Here is a 12,920-nt window from a genome sequence, read left to right on the forward strand (position 1 = left end):
ATAATTGAGAATATACGTTAAATAACCATGCATAAGGGTTTGAATGCCTTATATGCATGGTTTATTAAATTAGTTTAAATATTGTAATAAAACTAAGAGTGTAACTACAGATATTAACTTGAATAAATCTAATTAGATAGGGGCTTATTTGCAATATGATTACAAAAATCAATTAAATTATATCTCAAAGGTAAATCTTTTATAAGAATAATATCTTCTTTATAGTTACCATCCCAAGGAGAAAGGGAAATTGTAGAATTGTCAAATACTTTAATTAAGTATTTATCATTACTAAAAACAATTTTTATTCTGTAAATTTCTTTGTTGCTTATTTCGCTATCAGTATAATTTTCTAAAACCAATGAGGATAAAAAATTTTTAATTATATTATTTTCATCTTTTGGTACTTCCATCTCTTTATATAAATTTGTATCGAAAACATATAGGGTAAAATTATCATCTGTTAAAATTTTATTTTCCAATTGGTCTGTGTAATAATGATTATTAGGTTTTGCAGAAAAATTTATGTATTTTGGGTTTTCAATGCTGCAGCTAGTTAATGTAAAAAAGAGTAGTAAGATTATAATAATTAAATTAGATTTTTTCAAATTAACTCATCTCCAATAAAAATATTTATATCTTTTATATATGAAAAATAATAAATAAGTATGATATTAGATTTGATCTCAATTGGCGAAATTGTTGACATCATATTTAATTATAAGTGTTAGAACATAAAGTCATTAAATTTTCTTTATATGTCAAAGTGATAATTGGCTAGTTTTAATAATATTATAAACAGAGTAAGGATAATTTGGAGGACATTATGTATATAATAGGAACAGTGGGGCCAAATATAAAAGATAGAACTGTGCTTAAAGGAATAATCGATAGTGGAGTAAATGCATTAAGGTTTAATTTTGTTCATGGCAGTACAGTTGAGTTTTTAGAAATATTAAAAAACGCAAAAGAAATAAAAAACGAGATTAAAATAATATTAGATCTTTCCGGTACAAAAGTGAGAGTATCCAATAGTTTTGAATATATATATAAAGTTTACGATGGTGAGGAAATATATTTTTGCGGTGAAGATAAATATGAAGAAATAAAAGATAACATAAGTAAAATGAAAATTAAAATTATTCCTCTCAATATAGAAAATAAAATTTTATCAATAAGTGATTATGATCAAATTGGAATAAAGGAAAATACTATGATTTTTAATGTTATAGATAAAAAGAATGACATTATTAAAGTGTTTACACTTAGAGGTGGAATAATTAGAAAAGGAAAAGGATGTAATATAAAAAATTTAGAAAGGAGACCCTTTATCCTAAGTGAAAAAGATAAAGAAGCAATTAATTGGGGAATAGACAATAAGGTTGATGTTATAAGTCAGTCATTTGTTGAAGACAAGGAAGACATTATCGAAATAAAAGAATTTATTAATAAAAACAAATCAAATAGAGCAGATGTTAAGATATGGGCCAAAATAGAGACTTTAAATGGCGTTAATAATATAGAAAAAATTATAAATGAATCAGAAGGAATTGTAATAGGACGGGGAGATTTGATTCCTGAAACATCAATAGAAGACACTCCAATTTATGAAGAAATTATATTAAAAGAAGTATTAAAAAAGAAAGGAAAAGAATTAATTATAGCAACCCACATTTTTAATAGTATGAAAAATGGGAAGATGCCATCAATTTCTGAAGTTGAAAGTATATATAATTTCATAAAATCAGGTGTAACAGGATTTATTTTAGCTGGTGAAACTTCTATAGGAAAAGCACCAGTAAAAACTGTTGAATTTCTAAAAAAACTAGTTGATAAATATAACATTTAAATATTTTCTAGAGACTAAAATGATTAAATATCAATTATAATAAAAAAATACAATACATAATTTCAGACAAATAATTGTTTTAAAATTTGTATTGTATTCATAATATAAATTATATTTTATTAAACCTATTAACAAAAAAAGATATTGCGAGTGTTAAAGCATAGTCATATATTAAGAAAACTACTTGCGCAGCCATCCACAAAAGCCACAAAGAAATACTAGGATATATAAAACTTAAAAAAGTTTTAGTTATTAGGTAAATTATCCCCAATAATATATTAAATAAAATTAACTTCAGTAATATTTCTGTAGGCATATTTCTTATTTTTTCTATAAAATACTTAAATATTCCATATACTCCAAAAAATAAAGTATAATATATTGCTATATTAGTTGGCACTAGTAAGAAGCTAAGGATGCTTGAAGCAATATATACTAATATAGCATTTTTTACTGAAGTCCTTATAATAGCAATAGGAATTAAACATGAAGCTATTGTCATAATGGATAAAGTGCTGATGGGTAAAATGGAGGTGGAAAAAAGAACGACAAGGGTTAGTGCTACTAAAACTCCACTTTCAGCCATATTTTTTGATTTCATAAAAGCCTCACCTCTTTAAAATAAAGTTAATTTTCATATATGTAAGATTAAACTTTAAAATAGAGGATTAACAACAACTGATTAAATCACCACCAAAACATTCACACAAACTGTCTAAACACCAAAGATTAATACAACAGTTGCACAGGTCTGCATTATTTGTATTTGTAGTTCTATAATATGGATTTGAATAATTGTTACCTCTTTGTCTTAATGAATTCAAACCTTGTCTGTATTCAAAGTTATTTGGATCCATTGAAACGGCTGTATTCATGTGCTCAAGAGCAGAATCAAACCATCCTTTATTAAGTAATACAGCACCATATAAATAATGCCATTCTGCAGTCCTATTAGTCATAGAACTTAATTTACTTTCAGCAAATGCATAATTACCAGATTGAATAGATCTTCTTATCTCTTGGAAATCAAGAGAACTATTTGAAGAACTGTTATAGTTGTAGGAATTATTAGAATTGTTATAGTTTGAAGAAGTATTTGAGCTATAACTATTATTATCTCCAGAATTTTTTGTTAGCATATCATAAGCTTTATTAATCTCCATCATTTTTTCTTCGGCCAAATTCTGTAATGGATTGTCAGAGAATTTATCAGGATGGTATTGTTTAATAAGCTTTCTATAAGCGCTTTTTATTTCGTCTTGGGTTGCATTAGGCTTTACTCCTAATACTTCATATGGATTCATTATAAATCTCTCCTTTTAGTTTCATTTGAGCTTTCAGGATTTTTAGTAACAGTTATGTATTTATCCATTAAGCCTAATTCTATTATGTTATATAGTATATCTTTGTTTCTAGTAAGCTGTAGTCTATCTAAATTTGATTTAGCATTGTACCCACAGTTTAAAATAGTAAATTCTATTTTAGGTTTTATAGCATCAATAAATTTATCATACACCAAGTTATCTTTATTATACAAATAATTTATAGGATTAAATTTTTCTTTTTCCATGTCAGATTTTAAATCATCTAAAGCATCTATTAAATAAATCCATTTACCAATAGAATAACCTAAGTTATATAATGAACTTCTAAGTTCTTCAGAATCATTGATTAATTCAAAAGGATAATCATGTAGTATTATACCAACTAAATTACTAAATGGATCACATATTTCATCAATAGAATTAAAAGATTTACTATTTTCCAACGTGGAAAGTTTATTTAAGCATTCTTTTATACTATTATTTATTTTATCTATTGAAGAATTGAATTTCTTTTTATATGGCGATAAAATAATTGAAAAAAATCGGCTTTTGAAATTTTTATCATCATTTACATCATCCAAAAGTTTGTAATAGAATAATGAAATATTCATAGCTGCTGCATAAGATAAAGCTCTATTGTTAGCTATTATAAGCTTCTTTTCAGCTGGGTGAAGAGCACATCGATGAGAAGAAACTTGTAATTCATCCGGATTTAATCCATCTAATAATAAACCTAAAAAGGTCATATCATAATTTAAAGACATTCTAGGTATATTTCCAAATTCTTTTTTTATATGACAACATAAACCACAATAATAGCATTTAAATCTAGCAAAATCCTTTACTTTCATTTCAGCTTTCAATGGAGTAACATATCCAAACAATAAAAACACTCCTTAATATATTAGAACTTCCTTTAGGTTAGAGTTGCTTAATAAAAACCTAAATGAAGATAAGTAACCTATTTATAAAATTAAGTATAATCCAATTATACAGTAAATTTTGGCATTGGAACAATAGTGTTTAGATATATATAATAAAAAGTTCAGATAAAATTCATATTTATAATATATCAAAGACTTAAAAATAGAAAAACTTTATAATAGATAAATGCGGTTTTATATATTTTTTAAGTGCATTTTGAAAAAATAAGGTATAATATATTTATAAATGAAATTAAGGGATATTTTATAAAAATATAAAAATTTTTTTGAAAAAGTATTTACAACGGATAATAATTATTATATAATAACAAATGCAGTGAGAAACAAATAAATATATAAATAATAAATTAATAAATTTAAATTTTAGGAGGAGAAAAATTATGAAAAAATTCGTTTGTACAGTGTGTGGTTATATTTATGAAGGAGAAGCAGCTCCAGAAAAATGCCCAGTGTGTGGAGTTGGAGCAGAGAAGTTCGTTGAACAAAGCGGAGATTTAGCTTTTGCAGATGAACATGTAATTGGAGTAGCTAAAGATGTTGATCCTGAAGTTATAGAAGGTTTAAGAGCAAACTTTGTTGGTGAATGTTCAGAAGTAGGAATGTACTTAGCTATGTCAAGACAAGCTGATAGAGAAGGATATCCAGAAGTTGCAGAAGCTTATAAGAGAATAGCTTTTGAAGAAGCAGAACATGCTGCTAGATTTGCAGAATTATTAGGAGAAGTAGTTGTTGCTGATACAAAGGCAAACTTACAAGCTAGAGTTGATGCAGAACATGGTGCATGCCAAGGTAAGAAGGATTTAGCAACTCTTGCTAAAAAACTAAATTTAGATGCAATTCACGATACAGTTCATGAAATGTGTAAAGATGAAGCTAGACATGGTAAAGCATTTAAAGGTCTTTTAGACAGATATTTTAAATAAAATATAATATAAAAAAATATATTTAGATACAATTTTCAATATTGGTAAGTGGCTATAAATAAGGCTTTTGAGTTCGTAGTCATGAAACTAATTTTGAAAATTGTATTTTTTTATCTCTTGATATATTTTGAATGTATTTTACTTTTAGTGGGAACATCGTGGGATATCTACATTATTATTTTAAAAATATTTTTATTTTCCCACATTTCTTGTTATTCTTTGAAAACACTAACTTTATTCAATGTATATACTTTTTTCTTGGGGGAAATGTAATTGACACGATTTCTTTTGATGATATAATGAGCTTATTAGTAATTTGAAAGCTGGTGAAATATTGAAAGGTAGTGTTAGAAAAAAAGGAGCAACTTGGTCATATAGAATTGACTTGGGCAAAATTGATGGTAAGAGAAAACAAATAGAACGTAGTGGCTTTAAGACAGAAAAGGAAGCTAATTTTGCATTATCAGAAGTTATTAATGAATATGGTAAGACAGGAACTTTTATCGAAAATAAAAAAGTAACTTTTCAAGAAGTATTTAATGAATTTATAAACCTTGAAGCTCCTACTACAAGAGCATTTGCTACAATTTTGCGTTACAAATCATTATATAATAATCATTTTCAAGAATTTGCGCCAAGATACATATTCCAAATAACAGAAAACTCAATTCAAGATTTTATAAACTCTAAATGCAAAACACATAGTGATGAGTATGTTCGTTCTATTTATAATTTTTTCCTTGTCTTATTCAATTATGCAATAGAAAAGAAGTATTTAAAAATATCTCCCATGAAAAATGTTAAACCTCCTAAAAGCTATAGAGCATATGGAGAAATTAAAGCTTATTCAAAAGATGAACTTGAAAAAATGGAAGAAAGGTTTAAAAGTACAAATTTACTTACGGCTTTTATTCTTGGTATTAACTTAGGTATAAGAGTTGGAGAATGTTTTGCATTAAGATTTTCAGATATAGACTGGAATAAAGAAACGATTAAAATAGATAAACAATTGCAGTATCAAGATAAAATGTGGAGTTTGGTTTATCCCAAGACAGCTAATGCAGTTAGAACAATTAAATTAAATAAAAATCTAGTTGAATATTTAAGAAATTTAAAGATTCAATATGAAAATGATAAACATGAATACGGACTTGCATATAAAATCAATACTGTTATGGAGAAGCGTGGGAAAAGCTCTGAATTAATGGTTATAGATAATTTTATTAATATCAAACCAAATGGGGTAATGCTTACGACAGATAGTCAAAAGGTATTATCTAGAATATGCAAAAATGAATTCAACATAGATTTTAAGTTTCATAACCTTAGACATACTCATGCAACGATGTTGGCTGAAAAAGGAGTTAATCCTAAATATGTACAACAAAGGCTTGGACATGGAAAACTAGAAATAACTTTAAGGTATTACACTCATGTAACTGATTCCATGCATAATCAAGTTGCTGAGATTGTAGATGATTTATTTTAAATAAATATATAAAACAGACTTAAAATGATATTTAAGTCTGTTTATTTAACGTAAATCAGTTAATGTTATAAACTGTATAATACTTAGGGTCTTCTATCAAAATATCGCATTTATTTAGAATCATTTCTCTTTCTTGATAATTTAACGAATAATAATATTCTACCAATTGCCAATCAAATAAATCAAGTGTTGGCAAATACGGAATTTCCAAATTGAGTTGATCCAAATAAATACCTCTTGCAACATTCAATTTTATTTTTAATTGTTCTGATAGACTGCGATATATTTCAATATCATCAGCAAAATTATTTTTTTCATATAGTTCGCTTAAAAGTTGCGAATCATTCTTATTAAAACACTTTATATCTAATCTTACAACATTTTGAATATTCATAGAAAAAATAGAATTTCTAATTTCTGTTTTTCCATCCTCATTTAGCAATGCATAACTACATATTAAATTCCAAGCATCCTCACTAATTTTTTCATAATCATCATAAAATTTTAAAATTTTATAACAATCCAAAATTGCCATATTATTATATTTTTCAAGAATAGATTTTATGCAGTCGTTTCTTTCATTTTCTTCATTCATCTCATCAATTCCATCATCAAATTGTAATAACTCGCTATTAGGTGATATTTTATTTACTTTTTCCAACTTCATTCTTACTCCAACTTCTGTTGTAAAAAAAATATTATGTTTAAGTTGTTCTAATGAAATACCTAAAGTTTCCGAGAATTTTTCCAAAGTTCTATTTATTCTTTTATCTTTTCCATTATAATTATCATATTTACCACTTAAATATCTTTCGAAAGTTCTTTGAATGCTTTTATCCTCCTCACCTGGAAATTTTTCTTCATATATCTCTGCAAATTTTTCATTAGTTATTGACATTGCTTTTTTTAGAAATTTTAATTTATCCGAAATTTTATCGCGTTTCATATTATATCTCCTCATATAATTAATTTGTATTATAAACAAATCTCACTAGAATATAACCACTAAAATATGTGGTATATTTATGACATCATCCTCCTAATTACAAACAAAATTGAAGATTAAATTGTAGTAAAGGCCAGGCTGCAAGCCTGTTTATTCAGCCTTTACGACAATTTAATATTCGATTTATAATTTTGTATTAGGATGATTAATCGTATATAAAGTTATTTTACAATATATTTATATTAATTTAATTCATTATAATCTATTAAATTCTATTTTCAACGACATATTCCAAAAAAATATAGACACATATTATTAATATTGTGTCGTTTTAAAGTTATTTTTTAAGCTTTAAAATATAAGTACGGTTAGCTAACCTAGGATGTGAGAGAAAAATTATAATACAAAAATTATTTTTTATGAAAGAGGATGTGGAATGAATGATAACTTTAAATAAAATTATAGTAACATTAATACAAGTAGCTGGTTCGGATACTGTTTTAATTACAGATGTTAAACCACTAAGGACATTTGTAGATGGGAAAATAACAGATGATATATCTAATTATTCTTATACAGTTGTGTGTCCTGATAATAAGTATGAAACTTTTTCTGTAAAAATCGAAAGTAAACAACCAATTATCACCCTTGAAGAACTTGAATCTGAAGGTGCTATTAAAGCTAAAATAAAAGGCTTTGAAGGTAGGTTTTACTTAAACAGAGATAAAGAAGTTCTATTTACTTCAAAAGCAACAGGATTGGAGATAATAGGATGATAAAAAAATTCTTTGATATGTTAAATAAATTATATGATGATGGTGAATATTTACAATTTATTCTTTATATCATATTAGTCGTCATGTTTTCTTTTGTGTTAATAATACCAACTTACTATGCATTTGAAAATTTATTTTTATTTGTTGAACAAAGATTTGATGAAATACTTGTTATTGTTGGTGGCTATGTAATGTTTTACTTATGGTGGAAGGATAAAACAAAAAATAGAGAAGAAAAAAACATGAAGCTATTAAAAGACTCTTCTTTAGCTAAAGAAAATAATGAAAAAGTTTTATGTGAAAGTAATTATGTAACTATAAGACAATGCCTATTTTCTACTTTATTAGAAAATGCTGAAATCCTTAATCTGAAAAAGCCTGAAAAATTAAGTGAGCTTGATTCTCCTAGTAAAATTATATCAAAAGGCAACGTTTATATGTGTCAGTTTGTCCTAGTGAAAAATGGGGAAATAAATTCAGATAAAATACAAGAAATGCTCCAATTAAGAATTGTTCAAAAATTAAATACTTTTGAATACGCTGGAATACAACAAACATCATTTATTTATAATGGAAATGCCTATCCAATATTATTGATCGATGAAGTATGTGATAATGGAACTTTTGTACAAATTGATATAACTTGGGCAAGCGAAAAGTATTGTGATTTATTAAACACGAGAGCACATGCAAAAATGCAACAATTGCAACCTAGAAACGTAAATGTTTATGACAAAGACTTTTAGTTCATAGTATATGGATATAGATATATTATTCAATCAAAAATATCTTTCTTTTGGGATTTCAGAAATTATTACATGGAATCCCGAAATAGCTCCACATATTATAACAATTGGTTCAACCGGAAGTGGTAAGACATATTTTACCAAGTTGCTTTTGGGAAAGATTGCATTAAAAGTTCCAGATTCTCAAATTTATATATGTGATTTCAAAGGTGATGATGACTTCTCGTTTTTAGATAATTGTTCTCGTTTTTATAGGTTTATGAATTGTTCCATTGGTTTGCAACAATTTTATGAACATTTTCAAAAAAGGCAAAAAGGAGAAGAGAAAAACAATAACATGATAGTTTTATTTTTTGATGAATGGGCAAGTTATTGTAATAGCCTTGATAAAAAAATGATAGAAGAAGAAAAAAAGAAACTTTCAAATCTTCTAATGTTAGGGCGTTCTTTTAGAGTTCATGTAATAATAAGTCAACAAAGAGCAGATGCAACTTATTTCAATTCTGCACGTGATAATTTTAATTTTGTAGTTGGTTTAGGAAATTTAAGTGAGGAATCTAAAAACATGTTATTTCATGAATTTAAATCAGAAATGCTTCCTGATAGAAAACAAGGAACAGGCTATATGCTTACAAATGGAAGTAATCTTATATCAATTCAAGTACCTACTATTTCTAATATGCAAAAATTACAAAAAACAATAAAAGTTGCATAGGTTAGTATTACCCTATGCAACATATGTCGCAAATATATATAAACATAAATAACATAAGGTTTTAATTAACTGCGACACCAAAATCGCAAAAAAAAGGAGGAGAATACTATTCCAAAAGATTCCCAATCAAGAAAATGGCAAATAACTATTAATAACCCCCTAGAAAAAGATTTTACCCATGATAAAATTAAAGAAGAAATTAAAAAAATAAAATCGTGTATCTATTATTGTCTAAGTGATGAAATTGGAAGTAAAGAAAAAACACATCATACACATATATTTATTGCTTGTTCTTCATCAGTACGATTTAGTACCATTAAAAATAGATTTTCACAAGCACATATAGAAATGGCAAGAGGTACATCAGAACAAAATAGAGATTATGTTTTTAAAAATGGGAAATATGAAAAAGAGAAAGGTGTAACAAAATTACCTGATACCCAAGAGGAATTTGGAGAAATGCCACTCGAAAGACAAGGTGCTAGAAATGATATTAACGACCTTTATGATATGATAAAAGATGGTATGTCTGATTATGAAATCTTTGAAGAAAATCCAAATTATATTTTGCAAATTGATACTTTAGAGAAGGTTAGGCAAACATTTCGGCAAAATGAATATAAAAGTAAAGTAAGGGAAATTATTGTTACATATATTTGGGGTAAATCCGGTACAGGAAAAACTCATGGTGTAATGAACAAATATGGATTCGAAAATGTTTATAGAGTTACGAATTATTCTCATGGTGGTTTCGATGGATATAGAGGACAAGATGTAATTATCTTTGAAGAGTTTTATTCTAATTTCAAAATTCAAGATATGTTAAATTATTTAGATTGTTATCCACTTGAGCTTCCTTGTCGTTATACTAATAAGGTGGCATGTTTTACCAAAATCTATATTATTTCTAATATAGATTTATTTCAACAATATTTAAATATACAAGTAGAATACCCTGAAACTTGGATAGCTTTTTTAAGAAGAATAAATAAAGTAATAGAGTATCATAATTATAATAGTTTCAATGAATATGAAATAAATGATTATATTGAAAATTATAGAGATAGCAAATAATCACAACACAAATGATTTTAAAATGTTAACAAAAGGAGGAAATCCATTGAATAATATAAAGAATCTAATTCCGGAAATAAAAATGGTTTATACAGTTCAAGAAGTTTCTAAAATATTAGGAGTAAATAAAAATAGTGTCTATAGTCTTATAAATGCAGGTGTTATAAAAACCATGAAGTTAGGCAGACAAAAAATAACAATAAACTCATTGGTAGAATTTTTGGAAAATTATGATGGTTATGACCTTAGTGACTTATCTAATATTAGATGTATCTATGAATATAAAAACAGTATAAAATCTTAATTTGTAATATTTAATTATAAATGAAATGAAAAAATGAGGTGCTTTAAAACGAAAAATTTTTAAACACCTCATTTCTATATAAATATGTATTCTCTATTAATTAGTCATTTTTCCATCAGCTTCAAAGTGATAAGAAGTTCCATTGATTATTCTTGAACCTATTTGCATTTCTCCATTTTGACCTAAATAATACCAAGTGCCATTTGACTGCAACCATGCATTTTCTTGCATAACTCCTGAATTTGAATCAAGGTAATACCATATACCTCTATCCGACATTGTGTCACCTTGAAACCAATTTGTAGTCATAGCTCCTGTAGCTTCATCGAAGTGGTATTGTTTATCATTAACTTTATACCAACCTCTTGCTGCATTACCTGATTGTGTGAAGAAATACCATTTTCCATCAATAGCTCTCCAGTTATTCTTAACTAAACTAACTCCGTCTTCTGAATAGAATTTATCTTGCCACTTCGCTGTACTCCCATCATTTTGTATTAAATACAAATCAGATGTTATAAACCCTTTAACTATCTTAACATGTGAAGAGTCAGCCTTCTCATTGAATGCTGATGTACCGTTTTGATAGTTAGGTGTTCTAAAAGGCAGCATTACTCCAGTTCCTTTACCTATATCTCCTCTATCTCCTTTTATTGTTATTTCAGATTTAGAGTTCTGTTTAGATTGTTCCATAGTTTGACCTGTGTCAACCACTTTACCATGGAGCTCTGCATGAGCAGGTACTGCACCCATAGTCATGACCGTAGCTATAGCAGCCGCAACAGTTACAAATTTTTTTGATATTTTATTAATATTAACCACCCCTTAAAAATACTATTTTTTAACTAGTAAGTTTGCCATCAACTTCAAATTTATAAGATACACCATTGATTATTCTTGAACCTATTTGCATTTCTCCATTTTGACCTAAATAATACCAAGTGCCATTTGACTGCAACCATGCATTTTCTTGCATAACTCCTGAATTTGAATCAAGGTAATACCATATACCTCTATCCGACATTGTGTCACCTTGAAACCAATTTGTAGTCATAGCTCCTGTAGCTTCATCGAAGTGGTATTGTTTATCATTAACTTTATACCAACCTCTTGCTGCATTACCTGATTGTGTGAAGAAATACCATTTTCCATCAATAGCTCTCCAGTTATTCTTAACTAAACTAACTCCGTCTTCTGAATAGAATTTATCTTGCCACTTCGCTGTACTTCCATCATTTTGTATTAAGTACAAATCAGATGTAATAAATCCTTTAACTATTTTAACATGTGAAGAGTCAGCTTTCTCATTAAATGCTGACGTACCATTTTGATAGTTAGGTGTTCTAAAAGGTAACATTACTCCAGTACCTTTACCTATATCTCCTCTATCTCCTTTTATAGTTATCTCAGATTTAGAGTTTTGTTTTGATTGCTCCATAGTTTGCCCGTCATGCCCAATACTGTTAATCTTAATTTCAGCATTGGCAGGAACTGCTCCCATAGTTATAACAGTAGCTATAGCAGCTGCACCAGTTACAATTTTTTTTGATATTTTATTAATATTAACCACCCCTTAAAAATACTAATTGCAATCATGAAATTCTATTATAATATTATTGCATAAAATACTATTTTCTTTATATATTACAATAAAAGTATATCCTTAAATGTATTTAATATCAATAGATGTTTTTATAAGGTTATTTTATATTATATTTACCATAATGATTTTATTATTTATGTATGAATATAAAACAGAAAATAATATCATAATATTATTGTGGGAAAAATTATTTTGTGGGAAAATAGTGGGAAGATATACTGTTATA

General features: G+C 26.9%; 15 protein-coding genes. 8 read left to right on the forward strand and 7 right to left on the reverse strand.

Translation table 11 applies throughout. The annotated features are described in order from the left end of the window. Positions 1–128: 128 nt before the first annotated feature. Positions 129–608 carry a DUF4883 family protein gene (locus tag GXK56_RS20065; protein WP_160690723.1) on the reverse strand — a complete coding sequence of 160 codons (480 nt, stop codon included), beginning with the start codon at positions 606–608 and terminating at the stop codon, positions 129–131. A gap of 218 nt (positions 609–826) precedes the next feature. On the opposite strand from GXK56_RS20065, the gene GXK56_RS20070 reads away from it, so the two are divergent. Beyond that, positions 827–1,849: a pyruvate kinase gene (locus GXK56_RS20070; protein ID WP_160690725.1), complete on the forward strand. Its 1,023-nt coding sequence runs from the start codon at positions 827–829 to the stop codon at positions 1,847–1,849. 109 nt (positions 1,850–1,958) lie between these two features. Here the strand turns inward: GXK56_RS20070 and GXK56_RS20075 are convergent, their stop codons facing one another. The 3 genes from GXK56_RS20075 to GXK56_RS20085 all read right to left on the reverse strand — a co-directional run bounded on the left by GXK56_RS20075 (position 1,959) and on the right by GXK56_RS20085 (position 4,058). Continuing rightward, complete coding sequence (locus GXK56_RS20075) at positions 1,959–2,450, reverse strand: hypothetical protein (protein WP_160690727.1); 492 nt, start codon at positions 2,448–2,450, stop codon at positions 1,959–1,961. A 67-nt stretch (positions 2,451–2,517) separates the two neighbouring features. Beyond that, complete coding sequence (locus GXK56_RS20080; RefSeq protein ID WP_160690729.1) at positions 2,518–3,153, reverse strand: DnaJ domain-containing protein; 636 nt, start codon at positions 3,151–3,153, stop codon at positions 2,518–2,520. Then, the gene (locus tag GXK56_RS20085; RefSeq protein ID WP_160690731.1) at positions 3,153–4,058 is read right to left on the reverse strand and encodes a DUF5685 family protein; all 906 of its coding nucleotides are present in this window, start codon (positions 4,056–4,058) and stop codon (positions 3,153–3,155) included. The genes GXK56_RS20080 and GXK56_RS20085 overlap by 1 nt, the downstream gene beginning before the upstream one ends. Before the next feature lie 440 nt (positions 4,059–4,498). Here GXK56_RS20085 and GXK56_RS20090 point away from each other — a divergent pair, with 440 nt between their 5' ends. After that, positions 4,499–5,041 carry an NADH peroxidase gene (locus tag GXK56_RS20090; protein WP_160690733.1) on the forward strand — a complete coding sequence of 181 codons (543 nt, stop codon included), beginning with the start codon at positions 4,499–4,501 and terminating at the stop codon, positions 5,039–5,041. A gap of 316 nt (positions 5,042–5,357) precedes the next feature. Continuing rightward, on the forward strand, positions 5,358–6,530 hold the full coding sequence (locus GXK56_RS20095; RefSeq protein ID WP_207710279.1) for a site-specific integrase: 1,173 nt from the start codon (positions 5,358–5,360) through the stop codon (positions 6,528–6,530). A 55-nt stretch (positions 6,531–6,585) separates the two neighbouring features. Here GXK56_RS20095 and GXK56_RS20100 read toward each other — a convergent pair whose 3' ends face one another. After that, the gene (locus tag GXK56_RS20100; protein WP_160690737.1) at positions 6,586–7,476 is read right to left on the reverse strand and encodes a hypothetical protein; all 891 of its coding nucleotides are present in this window, start codon (positions 7,474–7,476) and stop codon (positions 6,586–6,588) included. 440 nt (positions 7,477–7,916) lie between these two features. Between GXK56_RS20100 and GXK56_RS20105 the strand changes: the two genes are divergently transcribed. The 5 genes from GXK56_RS20105 (at position 7,917) to GXK56_RS20125 (ending at position 11,091) form a co-directional block, all read left to right on the forward strand. Then, entirely contained in the window at positions 7,917–8,252 is a 336-nt protein-coding gene (locus GXK56_RS20105; RefSeq protein WP_160690739.1) for a hypothetical protein, read from the forward strand. Continuing rightward, positions 8,249–8,998, forward strand: coding sequence for a hypothetical protein (locus GXK56_RS20110; protein WP_160690741.1), 750 nt, complete (start codon positions 8,249–8,251; stop codon positions 8,996–8,998). The genes GXK56_RS20105 and GXK56_RS20110 overlap by 4 nt, the downstream gene beginning before the upstream one ends. A 10-nt stretch (positions 8,999–9,008) precedes the next feature. Continuing rightward, a complete protein-coding gene (locus tag GXK56_RS20115; protein WP_160690743.1) occupies positions 9,009–9,713 on the forward strand; it encodes a cell division protein FtsK in 705 nt (234 codons plus the stop codon). Positions 9,714–9,854: 141 nt separating this feature from the next. After that, complete coding sequence (locus GXK56_RS20120) at positions 9,855–10,787, forward strand: replication protein (protein ID WP_279283198.1); 933 nt, start codon at positions 9,855–9,857, stop codon at positions 10,785–10,787. A 46-nt stretch (positions 10,788–10,833) separates the two neighbouring features. Next, a complete protein-coding gene (locus GXK56_RS20125) occupies positions 10,834–11,091 on the forward strand; it encodes a helix-turn-helix domain-containing protein (RefSeq protein WP_243156195.1) in 258 nt (85 codons plus the stop codon). Positions 11,092–11,187: 96 nt separating this feature from the next. On the opposite strand, the gene GXK56_RS20130 is transcribed toward GXK56_RS20125, so the two are convergent. Next, positions 11,188–11,913 (reverse strand): hypothetical protein, encoded by a 726-nt coding sequence (locus tag GXK56_RS20130; RefSeq protein ID WP_160690747.1) that lies wholly within the window; start codon positions 11,911–11,913, stop codon positions 11,188–11,190. A 19-nt stretch (positions 11,914–11,932) separates the two neighbouring features. Further along, complete coding sequence (locus GXK56_RS20135) at positions 11,933–12,661, reverse strand: hypothetical protein (RefSeq protein ID WP_160690749.1); 729 nt, start codon at positions 12,659–12,661, stop codon at positions 11,933–11,935. Positions 12,662–12,920 lie beyond the last annotated feature (259 nt).

The sequence above is a fragment of the Clostridium sp. C2-6-12 genome (assembly GCF_009928485.1).
GTDB lineage: Bacteria > Bacillota > Clostridia > Clostridiales > Clostridiaceae > Clostridium.

Excerpts from the sequence above, each read along its gene's own strand:
- GXK56_RS20115 (WP_160690743.1), top strand. The coding sequence starts at position 9,009 with ATGGATATAGATATATTATTCAATCAAAAATATCTTTCTTTTGGGATT.
- GXK56_RS20110 (WP_160690741.1), top strand. The coding sequence starts at position 8,249 with ATGATAAAAAAATTCTTTGATATGTTAAATAAATTATATGATGATGGT.
- GXK56_RS20090 (WP_160690733.1), top strand. The coding sequence starts at position 4,499 with ATGAAAAAATTCGTTTGTACAGTGTGTGGTTATATTTATGAAGGAGAA.
- GXK56_RS20070 (WP_160690725.1), top strand. The coding sequence starts at position 827 with ATGTATATAATAGGAACAGTGGGGCCAAATATAAAAGATAGAACTGTG.
- GXK56_RS20100 (WP_160690737.1), bottom strand. The coding sequence starts at position 7,476 with ATGAAACGCGATAAAATTTCGGATAAATTAAAATTTCTAAAAAAAGCA.
- GXK56_RS20080 (WP_160690729.1), bottom strand. The coding sequence starts at position 3,153 with ATGAATCCATATGAAGTATTAGGAGTAAAGCCTAATGCAACCCAAGAC.
- GXK56_RS20105 (WP_160690739.1), top strand. The coding sequence starts at position 7,917 with ATGATAACTTTAAATAAAATTATAGTAACATTAATACAAGTAGCTGGT.
- GXK56_RS20075 (WP_160690727.1), bottom strand. The coding sequence starts at position 2,450 with ATGAAATCAAAAAATATGGCTGAAAGTGGAGTTTTAGTAGCACTAACC.